This is a genomic window from Peristeroidobacter agariperforans (assembly GCF_004138335.1).
Taxonomy (GTDB): Bacteria; Pseudomonadota; Gammaproteobacteria; order Steroidobacterales; family Steroidobacteraceae; genus Steroidobacter; species Steroidobacter agariperforans.
Genome location: NZ_RYFW01000001.1, coordinates 1,516,154 through 1,534,664 on the forward strand (window position 1 = coordinate 1,516,154; position 18,511 = coordinate 1,534,664).

Here is an 18,511-nt window from a genome sequence, read left to right on the forward strand (position 1 = left end):
GGCAGCGACAAGAACGGCTCAGGTTGAAAGTTATGAAGCGCACGCTTGCTCTAATCGTCCTGTCGGTGGCCGCCCTGGGCGCGGCCGGATGTGTCACTCACGAGACCCGCCCGCAGCAGCGGGTGAAGGCCATACAGGCCGCGACTGAGATACCTCAGTCGCAGTTGCTCGACGTGGGTGTGCGGCTGTTCGAAGAGAACCTGCCCAAGGACGAAAAGAAGATGGAGGAAGAGCACATCTTCCCCGAAGTGCGCAAAGCCGAAGCGCGCTTCCTGCCCATGCAGCTGCGTAACACGCTCGAAGGCACCGGCCAGTGGGGCCAGGTGCGCGTGATGCCGCAAGACGCCGAGGCACTCGACGTTTATGTCTCCGGCAAGATCATCGAATCGACCGGCCAGGTGCTGCGCGCCGAAATCACCGTGATCGACGCGACCGGCCGGCAGTGGTTCCAGCGCGAGTACAACCAGCTCGCGGACACGCGCTCTTATAAGGATCAAACCGGCAAGCCGCGCGATCCCTTCCAGAACATGTACAACACGCTGGCGAACGACATGTTGATGTATCGGCAGCAGATGACCGCCGCCGATCTGGAAAACGTGCGCCGGGTGTCCGAGCTGCGTTTCGCGTCCGATCTGGCGCCGTATGCTTTCAGCAATTACATGACCCGGGACAAGAAGGGCGTGAAGCAGGTCGTGCGCCTGCCGTCCGAAGACGATCCGATGCTGCAGCGGATGGATCGGATCCGGGAGCGCGATTACGCACTGCTCGACACCATCAACGAGCACTACTCGCTGTTCGCGGAAAACATGTCCGAGCCGTACACGAACTGGCGCCGCTACAGCTACTCCGAGCTGGAAGCGAAAGATGAGGCGAAGCGTTCCGCGATCACCCGCAAGCTGCTCGGCGCAGCGGCGATCGTCGGCGGCCTCGTGGTCGGTGCGGAAGCGAATACATATGCCGGGCAGGCCGCTGCCACCGGTGCGATCTTCGGCGGCGCGTATGCCGTGAAGAGCGGCTTCGACAAGGGTGCGGAAGTGAAACTGCACTCCGACTCGTTGAAGCAGTTGGGCGAATCGTTCCAGGCCGAAGTGCAACCCATGGTGGTCGAAGTGGAAGGCCGCACGCTGCAGCTCAAAGGCACGGCCGAAGAGCAGTACACCGAATGGCGGCGCTTGCTCAAAGAGCTCTACGAAAATGAAACCGGCACGCCGGTGCCCGTGACCCCAGTACCGGAGGAGACTGCTTCGAAGGCGGCTGCTTCCAAGGCTGAGACCGGCGGCGGATAACTCGCCAGCCGCCCGATCCAAGCACACATTCGTCATGCTGGAGCGCGGGCAGGAACTGTCTCGCAGTCTCGTCCTGGTGCGTCGGTTGAGTGCCGGGGGCAGCGGCGAAGTCTGGCTCGCGCAAGAACGTGAACGCCGCGACCCGGTCGCGGTCAAGATTCTGTCGTCGGAGTTGGCGCAGGACATTGCAACCTGCGGGGCTTTGCACGACGAGTACGCACGCGTCGCGGCGCTCGACCATCCGAATATTCTGCGAGTCGAAGGGCTGCAGCGGTCGGCGCAGTACGCGTGGATCGCGATGGATTACGCCGCGGGTGGCGATCTGACTCAACTGCGCGGTCGCAGTTGTGGCGAGATCCTCAGAGCGACGATTCCGATCGCGTCGGCACTGGCGACAGCGCACGCGGCGGGCATCGTCCATCGGGATCTGAAGCCCGCGAATGTGCTGTTGAGTGCGGACGGCACGCCGTTGCTGGCGGATTTCGGCACGCTCACGCGGGGCTCGCCGTTCAGTGCCAGCCCGCAGCAGCTCGCCGGTGCGCCGGTCAGTGTCGCGGACGATATGTACGGTTTTGGGGCGCTGCTCTACGAGTTATTGTCAGGCTATCCGCCGTTCTATCCGGACGCGGCGGCGGCGAGAGACGTAATGCGAGAGCCTGCGCCGCCGCCGGCCCACGTGCCGCCGGCCATTGCGCAGCTGATTGGAAGACTGCTCGCACGACGGCCGGAGGACCGGCCTGCGGACATGGGCAGAGTCGAAAGAGAATTACGCGCGGCGCTTGCGAGTCTGCCGCCGCCTGCGATGATGAGCGATATGAATGAGCCTGCACCCATCAAGCCTGCCTCGGTGAAAATCGAGCCGCCCGGTTTGCGTCCGCCGCCGGGCCAGGGCGAACCGTTGCGCAGCGAGTGGCAGCGCACGACGGGCCCGCGCGTCAACGAGGACGATCTGCGTCGCCAAGGTTTCCGGCGCGGCCTGGCTGCGTCGCTGGTGGCGCTCGGTCTGGTTGCCATCGGCGTAGTGTTCTTCGTGTTGCCCAAAGTGATGGAGCGCGAGCGGCCCGCTCAGAAGGCGCCTGTAGCCGCGGCCGTCGCTCCCAAAGCCGCAGACCCGGTAGCCGAGAAAAAAGAACTCGATTTCGCGGCTCTGGCGAAAGCGAAGCAGGCGGCCGAGGAGCTGCGCGCCGTCATCGACGAGCGTCTGCAGAAGCTCAATGCGCGTGCCGCCGCTCAGTGGGGCGGTGAAGAATTCGGTCGCGCGAGCTCGATGCTGGCAGCGGCCGATCAAGATGCGACCGCCCGCGAATACACCGCGGCCGAGCAGAAGCTCAAGCAGATTACGCCGCTGCTCGATGCCGTCGAGAAGCGCGCCCCACAGGTATTAGCCGAGCAATTGAAGGCCGGCGCGCAAGCGTTGCAGGACGGTCGTTCCGAAGACGCCAAAGCTGCGTTCGAGCTGGCGCTGAAGATCGAACCGAACAACCAGGTCGCTTCCCGTGGCTTGAAGCGCGCAGGCACGCTGGATCAAGTGCTGGCCCTGTTGACCAAGGCGGAAGGCCAGGAGAAGGAAGGCAACGCGACGCCCGCGCTCGAAAACTTCCAGAAGGCGCTGGCCCTCGATGCCGAAGCAACGCGAGCGAGTGAAGGCATCGCACGCATCACTTCGCGACAAGCCGCCGATGCCTTCGCAAGCGCGATGGCGAGAGGCTACAGCGCCCTCGCGGCCACAAATTATTCGCAAGCACGCGAAGCATTCGAAGCTGCACGCCGCATTCGTCCCGACGCGCCGGAGATTCCGCAGGCGTTGCGGCAGATCGAACAAGAGCAGCGCACCGGCGTGATCGGCGTGAAGTTGCAGGAAGCCCAGCAGCTCGAGTCGCAAGAGAAATGGGCCGAGGCGCTCAAGGTATATCGCAGCGTGCTCGAGCTCGATTCGACCGTGGCCGCGGCGAATGAGGGCGCCGCTCGCACATCCCCGCGCGCCGCGTTGAACGAGCAGCTGGAAATGTATCTCACGCAGCCCGAGCGTCTGTTCAGTCAGTCGGTGCGGGTCGTGGCGAAAGAAACATTGTCGCGAGCGGCGGGCATCGCCAATCCCGGCCCGATCCTGAGCAAGCAGATCAAGACACTGGGCGAGTGGCTGGCGCGTGCCGACGTGCCGGTGCCGGTCGCCCTGCGTTCGGACAACATCACTCAAGTGACCATTTATCGCGTTGGCGTCCTCGGAGCGTTCGAACAGCGCTCCCTGGAGCTCGTCCCGGGCAGCTATACCGTGGTCGGCACCCGACCCGGCTATCGCGACGTGCGGCGAGAGATCAGCGTGATTCCGGGAACAGCGCCGGAGCCGGTCGTGATTCGCTGCGAGGATAAGATTTGAGCGAGCTCATCGTTCGCGAGGCCCTGGGCGAGCGCCGATTCACGGCCACGGATTTTCCTATCGCAGTAGGCGGGGAGGGCAGCGCCATCGTCATGGCTGGCCGGCCCGAGGGCGCGGAAGCGTATCTGGGATTGCACGAAGATCAGCTGTTCGTGCAGCCCGCCGACGGCGCCGAAGTGCTCCACAACGGCATACCCGTGCAGAACTCCACGTGGCTGCGCAGCGGCGATGTGATCAACTTTGGCGCAGCCCGGTTGCGGCTGCTCGCGCAACGTGACGATCAGCGCATCGTCGAAGTCGACGACGGCAGCAGCGGCAACATCACGGCGCCGCCCATCATCGAGCCGTCCGCCCGCCTGCAAGGTGGCGAAGGGGATGCCGAGCGCATCGATCCAACGCAGTTCCGCCCGAGCAGTCCGGTCAAGCCCGGCCCGAGGGTCTCGATCGATCTGAAGAAAATCGTTGCCGGCGTGGCCGCAGCGCTGGTGGCGGTCGTGCTCTGGTTTATTTTCACCGCGACGTCGGTAAACGTGCGCACCGATCCTGCCGACGCGCAAGTCGACATCCAGGGCACGCTGCCGGCGGTGCGCTTCGGCGGTCGCGTGCTGGTGCGGCCCGGCGATTATTTGATCAAGGCGACTCAGCAAGGCTATTCGCCGGCGCAGCTGCAAGCCAAGGTCACCAAAGAAACGAATCAAACATTCGCGCTCAAGCTGCAAAAACTTCCCGGCAAGGTGAAGGTCGACGTGCCTGCGCAAGCGCGCGTCACCGTCGATGGCAAAGAGCTCGGCAATGCGCCGGGCGAATTCACGCTTGCGCCCGGCAAGCACACGATCGCAATCGCCGCTGCGCGTTATCAACCTTTCTCGGGTGAGCTGGACGTCGTCGGCGAAGGCAAGAGTCAAACATTCACGCCGAAGCTGGTGCCCGCGTGGGCCGAAGTCACCGTGAGCTCCGAGCCTGCCGGCGCGATGTTGGTGGTCGATGGCGAAGAGCGTGGTGTGACGCCGCTGACGACGCAGATTCTCGCCGGCAATCATCCGGTCGAGCTGCGCATGGCCGGTTTCAAATCCTGGACCACCGACGTGCAGGTGAAGGCGAACGAACCGATGAATCTCGGCCCGGTCCGCCTCGGCTTGCCCGATGGCCAGCTGGCGCTGCGTTCCGAGCCTTCGGGGGCGAGTGTTTCGGTCGGCGGCGTGTATCGCGGACAAACGCCGGTCTCGCTGGAATTGCGGCCCGACATCGCACACAACGTCGTGCTGACGTTGCCTGGCTACGAAGCTGCGACGCGTGAGATTTCACTCACGGCTGGCGAAGCTCGCACGCTGTCCGTGCCGCTCTCCGGCGTGTTCGGCGAAGTGACGCTGGCGGTGCAGCCGGCGGACGCGCAAGTGTTCGTCGACGGCAAAGCCGCAGGCGCCGCCAATCAGAAATTGCGGCTGGTCGCGACCACGCACGACATCGAGATTCGCAAGACCGGTTTCGTCACCTACAAGACCAGCATCACGCCGCGGCCCGGCGTTTCGCAGAAGATCGAGACCACGCTGCTCACGCCCGAACAGACCAGGATGGCAGCCACGCCGAGCAACATTCGTAGCAAGGCGGAGCTGTCGCTGAAGCTGATGCCGGTCGGCACTTTCACCATGGGCAGCCCGCGTCGCGAGCCGGGCCGGCGCGCCAACGAAGCGCAGCGTGACGTGCAGTTCAAGCGGCCGTTCTACATGGGGGTGAGTGAAGTCACCAACGGCCAGTTCCGCAAGTTCAAAGCCGATCATCGCTCCGGCATCATCGGCCAGCACACGCTCGATCTGGACAATCAGCCGGTCGTGGGCGTGACCTGGAACGATGCCGCTTTGTACTGCAATTGGCTGTCGCAACAGGATGGGCTGCCGCCGGCGTACCAGAACAAGGATGGCCGCATGGTCGCCGTGCAGCCGCTGACGACGGGCTATCGGTTGCCTACCGACGCGGAGTGGGAATGGGTGGCGCGCTTCGAAGGCGGCGGCAAATTCCGGCGCTATCCCTGGGGCAATGCGCTGCCAGTGACGCCACGCTCGGGAAATTACGCGGATGTGACGGCACGATTGATCGTTCAGGATGTCATTCCAGATTACGACGACGGCTACGCCGCCGCGGCGCCGACCGGCAAATTCCCAGCCAATCCCTTGGGTCTGTTCGACGTGGGCGGCAACGTCGCCGAATGGGTACATGACTACTACACTGTCAGTTCGGACAGCGGCGCGGCCGCGGTCGATCCGACCGGTCCTGCCGATGGCAAGCAGCACGTGATCCGCGGCTCCAGCTGGAAGCAGGCGAGTGTTACGGAGCTTCGCCTCTCGGCGCGGAGTTTTGGTGAAAGCCAGGCCAACGACGTGGGCTTCCGTGTCGCCCGTTATGCAGAGTAGACAGGCGCGGAGTAGGTGAGGGGCAACATATGAAACCGTTACGACTGCTGACCCTTTTGGCTGTGTGTTGCGCGACCAGCACGGTCGCCACGGTGGCCAGCGCCGCCGAGCCCGCGCCCGCCAAGCCGGCGACCCCGGCGGCCACTCCGCCTCCGGGCGAATCCGCAGCACCGAAGGGCGACGAACAAACTCAGGTTCAGCAGGGTACTAAGACTACTGAGGAAGACGACCAAGCGCCGCCTGCGCCGAAATCCAAGCCCGGCAAGGGCAGCTCGCCGGAGCGCTTCGTACCCTCGGAGCAGGTCCGCGCCGATTTCGACGTGTCGTTCCCCATCGATATTTGATTCGACAGGAATCCCACATGGTTACCGCCGCCGCACCGGCTCCCCGTTCCACCCGCACGGTCAACTATCCGAGCGAGTTTGTCGTCACGCTGGTCGCCCTGATCGCGACCATCGTGGTCGTACACGCGCTGTACGTGTCGTGGATCATTCCCAACGGTGACGAGCTCGTTGCCGCAGAGCAGGCCCGCATGAAGGTCGACAAAGACTACGTGCCTGAGCGCTCGTTCTACCTGACTATCAACGCTCCAGAGCAGGAAATCGAGATCATTCACTTCATCTGGGCGCTGCTCATCCTCGGTTACAAGGCCGTCCTGGTTCGTCGCGAGCGCAAACTGCTCGAGCGCGAGCTGATCCACGTGCCCGAGGGCATCAAGGTCTTGCCCGAAGACGCCAAGGATTATTCGCGACAGCTCGAGGCCGTGCCGGCGGAGCAGAAGGGCTCGCTGGTGGTTCGCGCGTTACAACGTACGCTCGATCGATTCGCCTCGACGCGCAGCATCCGCGACTCCGCCGAAACCTCCAAAGCAGTATGTGACTCCGAAGCAGATCGACTCGACTCGGGTCTGGCGATGATTCGTTACATCGCCTGGGCGATCCCGGCCATCGGCTTCATCGGCACCGTGCGTCATATCGGCGACGCGCTGTTGCAAGCCCATAAGGCGGTCACCGGCGATATCAGCGGCGTGACCTCGGGCCTGGGTATCGCGTTCAACGCCACGTTCGTCGCGCTGCTGCTGACCCTGATCCTGATGTTCTTCCTGCACCAGCTGCAACAGGCGCAAGAGCAGTTCGTGCACGACACCGATCATTGGATCGACCAGCATCTGATCCGGCACATGCAGGTGAGGTAGTGCTAGCACTGGAGCTCATCGACGCCGCACTGGTCGTCGCCCGAAAGCACGGCGATAACGTGGACGTCATCGCCGACGCACCGGGCGTCGCGCTGTTGGAAGATCAAACGACAGTCACGGGCTTGGACGCACTTCAACGGCTGCGCGTGAAGCCTTTGCTTGCGAATACGAATTTCTGGCGTGGCTTGAGCACGCAGCCGCTGACACGCCCGTCGCGAGTCGCAGGCACGACTGCGGACGTCGCATTCGCGCAAGCCGAAACCTTGCTCGGGCGTTTCAAGCAGGACAACGAAGGTGTGTTGCTCGCGGTGCCGGCAGGTTACAGCCGGGAGCAATTGGGATTGTTGCTCGGTGTGATCAACGAAACAGGCGTGCGTGTCGCGGGCCTGGTCGACGCCGCACTCGCTGCCTGCAGTCTGGAGCCGGCGCCGGCGCGAGTCCTGCATCTCGATCTGGAATTGCACCAGGCGTTGCTCACCGTGCTCGAATATTCCGGCGGCGAGTATCCCGGCCTGAAGCGCAGCCGTTACGAGATCGCCTTGCGGCATGGCTTGCTGGGCATTCATCAGACCCTGGCCCAGTTCATCGCCGAGAACTTCGTTCGCAAAACCCGCTTCGATCCGCTGCACGAAGCGGCCAGCGAGCAGCGGCTGGTGGATCAATTACCGGCCTGGCTGAGCGAGTTGCAACAAGCGGAGACGATCACGCTGTCGTTCCAATTCGGCGACCGCGAACTGCAGTTGGAGATGGAACGGGCACAGCTGATCGCCGCCGCCGAGCCGCACTATCTCGAGTTGCTACGTCTGGTGCAGAACGCACGCGTCGCCGGCATGCCCATCGAGTTGCGAGTGTCGCAGCGGGTCGCGGCGCTGCCGGGCTTACTCGATCGCCTGCGAACGCTTCGTGACTGCACGATTCAAGTGCTGCCGCCAGCGGCCGCTGCTTGGGGCGCGCTTCAGTACGAAACGAGCATTCGACGTGGCGCCGATGCGCTGGCACTGATTTATCAATTGCCGGTACCGCGCGCCGACACTGGCGAGGTGCAAACGTCGGACGTCGAATCGACGCCCCCGCAACTGCGGCCGACGCATGTTTTGTTTCAAGGCCGTGCCTGGAGCATCACCGCACAGCCGCTGACCATCGGTTGGGCAGTCGAGGGTCGTCCTCGTGCTTTGACACTGCCGAGCGCGCTGCCCGGCATCTCGCGCGCCCACTGCACGGTAGTGCGGCGTAATGGCGCCGTCATGGTCGAAGATCACAGTACCTATGGCTCTTTCGTCAACGACGAAAAAGTTTCTGGGCGAACCGCGCTCACGGTCGGGGATCGGCTGCGGCTCGGCTCGCCGGGCATCACGCTCGAATTGATTCAACTGGTAAACGACGATGGCGCGCCGCAAGACTGAAGTCTTCAGCATGTCGTTCCTCGATTGCATCACGTGTGCATTCGGGTCGGTCGTGCTCGTCTATACGTTGATCAACGCGCAAGGCGGCCTGCGCGCGCAGACCGTGGATCAGACGCAGCGCGCCGAAGTCTCCAAGATGGAAGAGCAGGTGCTGGAGGGCTACCAGAAGCTGGTGGTGCTGCGGAACTCGCTGATCGAGACCGACAAGGAATCGGTGCGCACCGAAGGCATGGGCACCCGTGTGCTCGAAGAGACCGAGCGGCTCAAGGTCGAGCTGGCCGACTCGAGCAAAGAAACATTGTCGCGGCGCGAGGCCATCGAGCGGCTCAAGGCCGACTTGAAATCGCTCGAAGAAGGCAACCGCCGTCTGGAAGGCGCTAGTAAAGATCCGAGCGCGACGGGCACGCGCGTGCGCGGCTTCGTCGGCCAGGGCGATCGCCAGTATTTGACGGGTTTGAAGGTCGGCGGCGATCGCATCCTGATGTTCGTCGACGTGTCCGCGAGCATGCTGGACGAGACGGTCGTCAACGTCCTGCGCATGCGCAACATGCCCGAATCCAAGAAGCTGATGTCGCAGAAGTGGCGCCGAACGGTGTCGACGGTGGAGTGGCTCGCCGCGCAAATGCCGCTGGAAGGACAGTTCCAGATCTACGCGTTCAACACCAAGACCTATGCGCTGGTGGAGGGCTCGGAGGGCAAGTGGCTCAAGGCCAACGATCCGAATTCGATGACCGAGGCGCTCGAGAAACTGCGCAAGACCGTGCCGGCCGACGGCACCAGCATCGAGAACGCGTTCCTGGCGATGAACGCGCTCAATCCGAAGCCTGACAACGTCATCATGGTCACGGACGGACTGCCGACGCAGGCCGCAGCAGCGCCGCTGATTCGCAAGACCATCGACGGCGACGCGCGCCTCAAACTGTTCGAGCGTGCTTTCGCGAAGTATCCGCGCGATGTGCCGTTCAACGTCATTTTGATGCCGATGGAAGGCGATCCAATGGCGCCCGCCGCGTTCTGGCTCGCGGCGCGCGACACCGGCGGCTCTTTCATGAGCCCGTCGAAGGATTGGCCATGAGCAAACGACCCCGGCGCGAGACGGAAATCTTCAGCATCTCCTTCCTGGACTGCATCACCTGCGGTCTGGGCTCGGTGGTGCTGCTGCTGGTGTTGAGCAACATCCGCACGCCGAGCATCGAGCAGTCCGAGCAAGACCTGCAGGAGGAGCTGCTCAGCCTGCAGGACGAGTTGATCGAGATCGAAGGTCAGGCCGACATCCTGAATCGCGATTTGAAAGCGAAGCAGGAGCAGTTGTCGGATGAGAAGCGCCGGATCGCGCGTCTGCAGGGCGACCTGAGCGACATCAAGGGCAAGTTCAACGCCTCCAAGCAGGAGGCGGACGTGGCCAATCAGCTCGAAGGCCGGCTCGCCTCGGCCCAGCAGACACTGACCGACGAAATGAAGCGCCTGCTCGGCGCCGGCTTCCGCCGCAAGAAAGACGATGCTATCGGAGGAATTCCGGTAGACAGCGAATACATCATCTTCATCATCGACACCTCGGGCTCCATGTTCAATTACGTGTGGCCGATGATGCTGCAGAAGGTGGAGGAGACCCTGAACACCTATCCGACGGTGAAGGGCTTCCAGGTGATGAGCGACGAAGGCACGTACATGTTTAGCGGTTACCGCGGCAAGTGGATCCCTGACACGCCGAATCAACGGCGCACGGTGATCGAGCGGCTGCGCACCTGGAACGTGTTCTCCAACTCCAGCCCCATCGAAGGCATCGTCGAGGCGATCCGCACCTATCACGCCAAGGACAAGAAGATCAGCCTGTACGTGTTTGGCGATGAGTTCACCGGCTCCTCGATCGACTCGGTGGTCAAGGGCGTGGACATCATCAATCGTGAGGATGCAACCGGCGAGCGTCGCGTGCGCATTCACGCCATCGGCTTCCCGGTGCGGCCGGATGCCCCGCAGTACACGAGCATCCGTTTTGCGACGCTGATGCGCATCCTTTGTCAACGCAATGGCGGCTCGTTCGTCGGCTTGGATGACCCGCAGCGTGGCGGTCCCCGATTTCGGATCGGCGACAACGCGACCCCTGGGCCGACCGGCGAGTCGGTCTCCCAAGCCTTAGCTGCGGGCCCAGCGCCTTGAGGTCATCGTGAAAGATCATCGCCTGCTGTCTCGCTCGAGCTCATGGCTGCAAGCACGCCGCCGGCAACTCACGGCCGCGGCCGCGTGCGGCCTCAGCGCCGCGATGGTGCTCCTGGCAGGCTGCGGTCCGGTGAAGCTGGTCGCGAGCACCAACATTCCGCCGCCGCTGGTAGTGAAGATTCCGATTGGCGTCGCATTGTTCGTGCCCACCGAGTTCTCGACTTACGTGCACAAGGAAGAGCGCTGGAGCACCAAGTGGCACGTCGAGCTCGGCAAGGCGCAGGCCGATGGCATCACGCGATTGATGAATGCGATGTTCGAGCGAGTGATCCCGGTGGAGAGCGTCAACGCCGGCACCCAGGTGCCAGGCGGCGTCGCCGCGATCCTGGAGCCGAGCATCGAGGAATATGCATTCGTCACGCCGCGCGACGCCGGCTCACCGTTCTATGCGGTCAGCATCAAGTATCGCGTGAACGTCTATCTGCCCGACGGCAAGCTCGCCGATTCGTGGGGCTTCACCGGCTATGGCACTTCGCCGTCGCAGGGTTTGTCGAGCCAGGCGCCGCTGTCGGTGGCGACCGCACTGGCGATGCGAGATGCAGGAGCAAAGCTTGCCGTCGAGTTCCGGGAGCAGGCTGTGATGCGCGGACTATTGCCGGAATCGGCGACAGCCGATACACCAGTGGCCCCCCCGGGGACGCCAACGGCGCCGGGTGCTGCGCCGACGGTTACGACTTCGCCCACAGCGCCAGCAGCACCCGAGAAGAAGGTCGTTGTGCCCACGGCGATTCCGACTGCGCCCGCTGCAACGACGCCGCCCAAGGAAGAGACGGAGCCCGCGCCGGAGCCGGAAGTAGAAAAGAAAGATGACGCCAAGAAAGATGAAACCAAGCCGCCTGAGCCCGAAGCCGTCGGGCTGGCGCCGGTAGTGTCCTGAACGAACGCGAAGCTACGATTTGTCGTCGTCGTCGTCCTGCTTGCGGATCTTGAACACTTCGCGGTTGACGACGCCCTGAGTCTCGACCGGCTCGCCATTGACGAACTTGGGCCGATAGCGGGCCGCACGGATCGCTTCGAGCGCCTGCGAAGCCTGGCGTTGCGTGCCGTTCTGTTCGACCACCTTTGCATCCTGCACATCGCCCGAGCCCGTGACGGTGAATTCCACCGACACGAACTTTTCCTCGATCTCCGGCGTCGCCAGCTGACGATTGCGCATCGCTAGCGGCGGCATTGGATAGTAAACGCGCACTGGGAAGCTCAACGGCGCCACCGCCGCCTCCGCCGCAGCTTCGTCATTCTTCGCCACCAGCGCAGCGGCGCGTCGATAGTAGGGCAGCGCCTTCTCGGGCTGGTGCTTCACCTGATACCAGTCGCCGAGTTGGATCAGTGTGTCGGTCAACACCGCAGGCGGCGTGTCGGGGTGCGAATCGAGAATGGCCAGCGCGCGCTGCAAGGCCCGCTCGCCATCGCTGCTGATGTATTTGGGATTGATGCCCTTGGATTCCAGCGGCGTCAACGTATCCATCTGGTTGCGGTTGTCCATCGGCTGGTAACCCTGCGCGAGGAAATAAACCTCCTGCATGTAGCTGCGCGCCAGAGCGCGCAAGGGCAGGACCAGCGCCGGATCGTCCTTGCCGAGTTTGCGCTCGACGATTTCCAGGGCATCTCGGTAACGATCCCGGCCGAGCAGGAAATTGCCGAGGTCGACATACCAGTCGCCGACCACGCACAACACCGGCGACATGCGCGGATCGCGCTCGCCGTAGGTGCGTTCGCCCACACGCTGCAGATAAATCATCTGCTTCTGGCCATCCACGGCGCGGCCAGTTCGCGTCAGGCTGGTGGCGAGTTGACGTAACAAGCTCTGCTGACTCGGATCGAACAAGCCGGATGAGCGCCGGATGATCAGCACTGCGCGCTCCAGGTAGGGAACGGCTTCGTCATGGCGTTCGAGCAACGCCAGCGAGTAGCCCAGGCCTCGCAGTGGATCTACTGCGGCCAGCCCTGCGCCAGCGCCTTGCAATTCAGTGATCTGCAAAGCCTCGCGATACGAGGCTTCGGCATTGGCGCGATCGCCGCTGCTCAATTGGGCGTTGCCCAGGAGCGTCAATGCTTCGGCAAGCTGCATGGGCTCGCGTGAATTCGCGCGCGCCAGCTCCACCAAGCGGCGCGCTTCGTCGAGGGCGGCCGACCAGTCCTTCTTGTCGTAACGTGCCCAGAACTCCTGCTGCGATTCGGGCCGCGGCGGTGAAGGCGAGGCATTCGCGGCAATCAAGCTCGGGAGGCCGAGCAGGGCGCTCATCGTCAGCGCTCCTATCACGGTTCTCGCCGATTGCCTGATCCTCATGACCCACCCCACCGACTCGTCAACTCGACATCGTTTTCCCCGCTGCGGACAGGCTACGACGTCGCGGCTACTTGGTAAACAGGTAATGCGAGACGAACCATTCACTGCCGCCGCGATAGCCCCACAGCTCGGCGCAGGCCATGAAAAAGACACGCCAGTACACCCACCAACGCCGCACGTTCTCCGCGCCGTACGTGGCTGACAGGATCGGCTCGATGCGCGCACGATTGGCATCCATGTTCTGCAGCCAGCACTCGGCCGTGCGGCTGTAATGATTGCCGTCGACGCGCCAATGGTCGGAGAGCCGCAAGTCGCGCTGGAAATAGCTCAGCAGATGATCGCTGGGCATGATGCCGCCGGTGAAGAAATAGCGGGCCATCCAGTCGTTCTCGTCGCGCACGTCGAACGGATATGCGTAGTCGCGATGAGTGAAGATGTGCACGAACAGCGTGCCCGCCGGCTTCAGCCACGAGCCGATGCGCGCCAGCAGCTGTTCGTAGTTGCGCATGTGCTCGAACATCTCGACCGACACGACGCGGTCGAAGCGCTCGTGATCCAGCGCCAGGTCGTTCATGTCACAGGTAATGATCTGGATGTTCTTCAGGCCACGACTCGCCGCCCGAGCTTCGATGAACTGCTTCTGAGTGCGTGAGTTCGACACGCCGGTGATACGAGCATTCGGATAGCGCTCGGCCATCCACAGAGTGAGCGAGCCCCAGCCGCAACCCAGCTCGAGAATCTCTTCGCCATCCGCGATGCGCGCGCGACGGCAAGTGAGCGCCAGCATTTCCGCTTCGGCTTCGTCCAAGGCAGAGACGCCTGGCTGGAAATAGCAGGACGAGTACTTCATATGCTTGCCCATCACCATCTCGAAGAACTCGCACGGCAGCTCGTAATGCTGCTCGTTGGCTTCGCGCGTGTTGATCGCGATCGGGCTGGCTTTGAGTTGGGCGATGAAACGCATCAAATGGCGCTGTTGCGCCTCCTCGCTGGTGCGCTTCTCTTCGCGCAGCCGCTCGGCGAGCAGCCTGCGAATGCCATGGCGCACGATCGAGTCAGGCAGCAGATTGCGCGCCAACAGACGGAAGGGCAGGGAGATCGCCGGATCGGCGGGACGCGGTGTAACGACGGTTGCTGTCATGGCGGAGCTCAGAGGTTGTTGATGGCCAAGTGGTATGCGTATGAATGTTTTCTACAGTGCCGGCAGTAGTTCTAGCGAATCATGGTTGGTTACTAACCGTTATTCGCTTTCTCCCCGAAGCGCTTCCTAGGTAGAGGAATAAACATCGACGTGCGCTGCTGATACTCGCGATACCGCTCGCCCTTGGAGCGCAGCGCCTGCTCCTCGGTCGCTTTGACGCCGGTCACGTTGATCAGGAAATGCAGCATCAGCGCCGGCATCGCCAGCGCCAGCCAGCCCCAGGGAGAGGCCAGCGCGAACACGGCGTAGCCGATCCAGATCGTCCATTCGAAGAAATAATTCGGGTGGCGCGAGTAGCGCCACAAGCCCTCTTCGCACACACGACCGTGGTTGGCTGCATCTCGCTTGAATGCGGCGAGCTGGCCATCGGCGATGCTTTCGCCGATCAAGCCCACCAGCCAGATCGCGACGCCTGCGGCTTCGAGCACGTGCAGGCTCGGTTCGGGATTCAGGCAGGCGATCAACAGCGGCAGGGCCAGGATCACGTTCAGCACCGCCTGCAGCTGAAAGAAGCCGAAGAACTTTGCGTTGAGATTGGCCGCCCAGCGTTGCCGCAACTCGACGTAGCGCCCTTCTTCGGGCTCGCCGACGATGCGTTTGGCCAGATGACCTGCAAGCCGCACCGACCACAGCGCATACATCGCGGCAATGACCCATTTGCGCGTTTCCCAACCCGGCGCGAGAGCCGCGTACAGCAGCGCGAGCAACGCGAAGTTTCCAGACCAGCCGATGTCGACGTAGCTGAAGTTCCGGTTGCGAATGCCGAGCAGCCACAACGCAGTCATGATCAGGAAGACCAGCAGCGAGCCGAGGGCCACGAGCAGCAGCGCGTTCATCTCGCCGGCTCGCTGCGAGAAGTCAGGATGTCACTGGCCGGTGCGCCGGGCGGCAGCTTCTGCAATTGCCAGAGCACGTAACTCGCCATGGCCATGTTGCCCAGGGCCATGATGGCCACGAACCACAGCACACGCGACAGCCACCCACGTTCCTTGAAGCACACCCAGACGAAGAAAGTGAGGAAGCCGTAATAGGCGTCGATGAGCGTCGCGATGGTCCAGTGGCGGTCCGGCCCACGCCAGCCCTGCCATTGCCAGACAGGCTGTTGATTGCTGGCCCACACGGTGTAGGCGAGCAGGGACAACAGGATCGCTGCAAACAGGATCTGCAGCAGGGCTCGGTTGGTCATGCAATCCTCGCGGGCGGAAGCTGGTGACTCGCCCTTTATTTGCCTGAGGTATTCGCAACCCCAGGCACGCTTGGATGCACGCTAGCCGGCGGGTTTTTTAGGCACGTAGATGGAGTTACGGACGTTGGAAAATACTCGCCGGACCATGGGCTCGAAGGTCTCCAGCGGCAGGCTGGGATAGGCGGGATCGAACGCCGGTCCGTCGTAGAGACGGCAGAATTCCTCGGTGTAGTCGTACCAGGCGTGCTCCCGGAACTGATCCCTCAGATTCCGATCCAGTCCCAGGTAGTGGAAGAAGTAGTAGCCCTGGAAGATCGCGTGCTTTTCCACCATCCAGAAGTTCTGCTCGGACACGAATGGCTTGAGGATGGCGGCCGCGACATCGGCGTGGTTGCGCGGGCCAAGTGTGTCGCCGATGTCGTGTATCAGCGCGCAAACCACATACTCTTCATCGCGCCCGTCACGGTGCGCGCGAGTCGCAGTTTGCAGGCAATGTTCGAGGCGATCGACTGCGAAGCCGCCGAAGTCTCCGGCCAGTAGATTCAGATGGGCCAGCACTCGATCGGGCAGGGCCTGGATGAAAGGCTTCATGGCCCGGTTGATGCGGGACCAGTCTTCCTGAGTGCCCTCGACCATGCTGTGAAAGGTTGCCCGCGGCTGGTTGACATCGGTCATTTTGGTCCCCGCACACATCGTCGCCGAGAACGACCATATGCGGCGCGCGGCCGATGCTGTCAATTCGCGCCGGGAGCTTTGCTGTTCTTTGCTCCGCTGTGCAGACGGGGTTAAGTATTGCCTGGCCTGCGGCGAGGAAAATCCGCGATGGTCGGGGCGATTCGAGTCAAGCGGCGGAGCGCAGCGATTCTTCTTCGTCCGATGCCGTGCTCGAAGCGACGGCCGGTGGCGCAGCAGCCGCGGTGCTCGGCCGCGCTACATCTTTGCTCAGCGTGAACATGCCCACCGCATCGAGCAACGTTTCCACCTGACTGCGCAGCGACTGCGCGATGGCGGCGGTTTCTTCGACACGGGCGGCGTTCTGCTGAGTGTCGCCGTCGATGCGATCGATGGACCGGTGCAACTGTGCGATGTCGTCGCTCTGCGTGCGGCTGGCGGTCGCAATCTCTTGCATGATGTGCGACACGCTCTCCACCGACGCCAGAATTTCTTTCATCGTGTCGCCAGCGCCATTGACCAGCGCCGCGCCCTTCTGCACGTCTTCGAGCGACGCGCCGATCAATTTCTTGATCTCGTTCGCGGCCGTGGCCGAACGCTGCGCCAGGCTGCGAACTTCACTCGCCACCACGGCGAAGCCGCGGCCTTGCTCGCCGGCGCGGGCCGCTTCGACCGCCGCGTTCAGTGCGAGCAGATTGGTTTGGAACGCGATGTCATCGATCACGCCGATGATGTCGCCGATCTTTCTCGAGGAGCTGGTGATGGCATGCATGGTCTGCACGACCTGGCCGACCGCCTGATTGCCGCGGGACGCGACGCCGCGTGCATCGTTGGAAACGCGCTCGCCGTGCAAGGCGTTGTCGAGGTTGCGCTGGACATTGCCCTGAACGTGTTGGGCGCGTTCGGCAGTGATGCGCACAGCCGACGATTGTGACGCTTCGCGCTGGGCGAGCTCGTCGTTGGAGCTGGCGATCTGCTGACCGGCGGTGTCGATCTCGCTGGTGACTTCGCGAATGCGCAGCACCAGGGTCTGCAATTGCTCGCGACTGCCGTTGAAGGCGTTGAGCAACTGCGCGATTTCGTCCGTGCCGCGCGCCGGATAGGTTGTCGTCAGATCGCCCTGCGCGAGCTTGCGCATCCGGGTCATCAGCGCTTCGAAGCCACGCAGGTTCGACCAATAGAAACTCGAAATCAGATACACGGCCAGCGACAGGCCGATCAAAGTAATCACCAGCAGCACGTTGCGGCGCTGTTCGAAGCCGTCGATGCGGATCGCGAGCAACTCATCCAGAACAGCGGCGGTCGCCGTCGACACAGCCAGTGTTTCTTCACTGAGCGCGCCGCCGACGCCAGCTTGCGCAGCGCTCAGGTCGCCTTTTCGCAGCGTGTCGGCGTGCGACTTGAACTCGGCATACGCCTGCTCGAGCTTCCGGCCGTCGAGCTTCGAGTGCAGAGACGGATTGGCGCCGGTCGCACGCTCGATAGCGAGCGCCAGCGAGTCGCGATAGGTCGAAGCGCGCGCGGCGATGAACTGAATCGCCACATCGTCGTCGCTCGAAACCACGCCGGCCGCTTTGATCTTGAGCGCCATGGCGTCGAGGCGGGCGGCGGTTTCCGCCAGCTTCGGCGCGTAGTCCATGACGATGGCCATGGCGTAATAGGAATCCAGGTCCGGATCGAGCGTCAGTTTCGAGTTGTCGCTGATCAATCCGTACAGGGCCAGCGCCTGTGCGGCGATGTCTTCGACATTCTCGCCCTTCCAACTGGCCTGCAAGCGCAGCAGCTCCTGGTCGATGGTCAGGGCATTGTCCTGCGAACTGTTCAGGGCGCGCGCCTGGTCGAGCGCGTCGGCTCCAGCGGCCGTGGCGCTGCCGCCGCCACCGGCGCGACGCGCAGAAAGTGACGCCATGAAGTCGTTCATGGACGGAAGGAAAGCGCTGCCCAGCTGCTCCTGCTGTGCGAACTCGATGTTGCTCTGGGAATAGCTGACCACGCCGTAGACGGCAACGCACAGCGGCACCATGAAGGCGGCGCTGATGATCGCGAACTTGACGGGCAGGCGAGCCACCTGCATCAGCCGGATGCCGGGCGCGAGAAGACGGTCCAATGTACTCGACATACGTGCTTTTCTTAGTTCGCGGCGAGCTTGATTCGGGCGAAGCTCGCCCATGGCTGGAATCGGCGGGAACGGGGCGATCTTGAGGGCTCGATGGGCCCCTTGTGACCCCATTCACGCATGTCCATGGCCGGCCTGCGGCCGGACGTCGGACGGAACCCGA

The 18,511-nt window shown here is 63.1% G+C and carries 15 protein-coding genes; 9 read left to right on the forward strand and 6 right to left on the reverse strand.

The features are described 5' to 3' along the window. The first annotated feature begins 32 nt into the window (after positions 1–32). Genes EK373_RS06535 through EK373_RS06575 form a run of 9 tightly spaced genes read left to right on the forward strand, consistent with a single transcriptional unit; the run spans position 33 to position 11,763 of the window. Positions 33–1,286, forward strand: a complete 1,254-nt coding sequence (locus EK373_RS06535) for a hypothetical protein (protein WP_129641902.1) — start codon at positions 33–35, stop codon at positions 1,284–1,286. Further along, on the forward strand, positions 1,267–3,663 hold the full coding sequence (locus tag EK373_RS06540) for a serine/threonine-protein kinase (RefSeq protein WP_232831095.1): 2,397 nt from the start codon (positions 1,267–1,269) through the stop codon (positions 3,661–3,663). Before EK373_RS06535 ends, EK373_RS06540 begins: the two co-directional genes overlap by 20 nt. Next, positions 3,660–6,071: a PEGA domain-containing protein gene (locus EK373_RS06545; RefSeq protein WP_129641904.1), complete on the forward strand. Its 2,412-nt coding sequence runs from the start codon at positions 3,660–3,662 to the stop codon at positions 6,069–6,071. The genes EK373_RS06540 and EK373_RS06545 overlap by 4 nt, the downstream gene beginning before the upstream one ends. Before the next feature lie 29 nt (positions 6,072–6,100). Then, positions 6,101–6,415 (forward strand): hypothetical protein, encoded by a 315-nt coding sequence (locus tag EK373_RS06550; protein ID WP_129641905.1) that lies wholly within the window; start codon positions 6,101–6,103, stop codon positions 6,413–6,415. A gap of 17 nt (positions 6,416–6,432) precedes the next feature. After that, positions 6,433–7,266 (forward strand): MotA/TolQ/ExbB proton channel family protein, encoded by an 834-nt coding sequence (locus tag EK373_RS06555; RefSeq protein WP_129641906.1) that lies wholly within the window; start codon positions 6,433–6,435, stop codon positions 7,264–7,266. Then, on the forward strand, positions 7,266–8,669 hold the full coding sequence (locus EK373_RS06560) for an FHA domain-containing protein (protein WP_129641907.1): 1,404 nt from the start codon (positions 7,266–7,268) through the stop codon (positions 8,667–8,669). Before EK373_RS06555 ends, EK373_RS06560 begins: the two co-directional genes overlap by 1 nt. Next, complete coding sequence (locus EK373_RS06565) at positions 8,650–9,744, forward strand: vWA domain-containing protein (protein ID WP_129641908.1); 1,095 nt, start codon at positions 8,650–8,652, stop codon at positions 9,742–9,744. Before EK373_RS06560 ends, EK373_RS06565 begins: the two co-directional genes overlap by 20 nt. Beyond that, positions 9,741–10,826 carry a hypothetical protein gene (locus tag EK373_RS06570; RefSeq protein ID WP_198683108.1) on the forward strand — a complete coding sequence of 362 codons (1,086 nt, stop codon included), beginning with the start codon at positions 9,741–9,743 and terminating at the stop codon, positions 10,824–10,826. The genes EK373_RS06565 and EK373_RS06570 overlap by 4 nt, the downstream gene beginning before the upstream one ends. Positions 10,827–10,833: 7 nt before the next feature. Beyond that, positions 10,834–11,763: a hypothetical protein gene (locus EK373_RS06575; protein ID WP_129641909.1), complete on the forward strand. Its 930-nt coding sequence runs from the start codon at positions 10,834–10,836 to the stop codon at positions 11,761–11,763. Positions 11,764–11,775: 12 nt separating this feature from the next. On the opposite strand, the gene EK373_RS06580 is transcribed toward EK373_RS06575, so the two are convergent. From EK373_RS06580 to EK373_RS06605, 6 genes are all read right to left on the reverse strand, one after another. Continuing rightward, entirely contained in the window at positions 11,776–13,128 is a 1,353-nt protein-coding gene (locus EK373_RS06580; protein ID WP_198683109.1) for a TonB family protein, read from the reverse strand. Positions 13,129–13,240: 112 nt separating this feature from the next. After that, on the reverse strand, positions 13,241–14,314 hold the full coding sequence (locus EK373_RS06585; protein WP_129641911.1) for an SAM-dependent methyltransferase: 1,074 nt from the start codon (positions 14,312–14,314) through the stop codon (positions 13,241–13,243). A 92-nt stretch (positions 14,315–14,406) separates the two neighbouring features. Next, the gene (locus tag EK373_RS06590) at positions 14,407–15,210 is read right to left on the reverse strand and encodes a DUF1295 domain-containing protein (protein ID WP_129641912.1); all 804 of its coding nucleotides are present in this window, start codon (positions 15,208–15,210) and stop codon (positions 14,407–14,409) included. Beyond that, positions 15,207–15,560, reverse strand: coding sequence for a DUF1475 family protein (locus EK373_RS06595; protein WP_129641913.1), 354 nt, complete (start codon positions 15,558–15,560; stop codon positions 15,207–15,209). The genes EK373_RS06590 and EK373_RS06595 overlap by 4 nt, the downstream gene beginning before the upstream one ends. Before the next feature lie 81 nt (positions 15,561–15,641). Then, on the reverse strand, positions 15,642–16,235 hold the full coding sequence (locus EK373_RS06600) for an HD domain-containing protein (RefSeq protein WP_129641914.1): 594 nt from the start codon (positions 16,233–16,235) through the stop codon (positions 15,642–15,644). Between the two features lie 166 nt (positions 16,236–16,401). After that, positions 16,402–18,351 carry a methyl-accepting chemotaxis protein gene (locus EK373_RS06605; RefSeq protein WP_198683110.1) on the reverse strand — a complete coding sequence of 650 codons (1,950 nt, stop codon included), beginning with the start codon at positions 18,349–18,351 and terminating at the stop codon, positions 16,402–16,404. Positions 18,352–18,511: the final 160 nt, after the last annotated feature.

Bases quoted from the DNA above. Each gene is read 5' to 3' on its own strand.
- EK373_RS06535 (WP_129641902.1), top strand. From the start codon at position 33: ATGAAGCGCACGCTTGCTCTAATCGTCCTGTCGGTGGCCGCCCTGGGC.
- EK373_RS06550 (WP_129641905.1), top strand. From the start codon at position 6,101: ATGAAACCGTTACGACTGCTGACCCTTTTGGCTGTGTGTTGCGCGACC.
- EK373_RS06555 (WP_129641906.1), top strand. From the start codon at position 6,433: ATGGTTACCGCCGCCGCACCGGCTCCCCGTTCCACCCGCACGGTCAAC.
- EK373_RS06565 (WP_129641908.1), top strand. From the start codon at position 8,650: ATGGCGCGCCGCAAGACTGAAGTCTTCAGCATGTCGTTCCTCGATTGC.
- EK373_RS06570 (WP_198683108.1), top strand. From the start codon at position 9,741: ATGAGCAAACGACCCCGGCGCGAGACGGAAATCTTCAGCATCTCCTTC.
- EK373_RS06580 (WP_198683109.1), bottom strand. From the start codon at position 13,128: ATGAGCGCCCTGCTCGGCCTCCCGAGCTTGATTGCCGCGAATGCCTCG.
- EK373_RS06585 (WP_129641911.1), bottom strand. From the start codon at position 14,314: ATGACAGCAACCGTCGTTACACCGCGTCCCGCCGATCCGGCGATCTCC.
- EK373_RS06590 (WP_129641912.1), bottom strand. From the start codon at position 15,210: ATGAACGCGCTGCTGCTCGTGGCCCTCGGCTCGCTGCTGGTCTTCCTG.
- EK373_RS06595 (WP_129641913.1), bottom strand. From the start codon at position 15,560: ATGACCAACCGAGCCCTGCTGCAGATCCTGTTTGCAGCGATCCTGTTG.
- EK373_RS06600 (WP_129641914.1), bottom strand. From the start codon at position 16,235: ATGACCGATGTCAACCAGCCGCGGGCAACCTTTCACAGCATGGTCGAG.
- EK373_RS06605 (WP_198683110.1), bottom strand. From the start codon at position 18,351: ATGTCGAGTACATTGGACCGTCTTCTCGCGCCCGGCATCCGGCTGATG.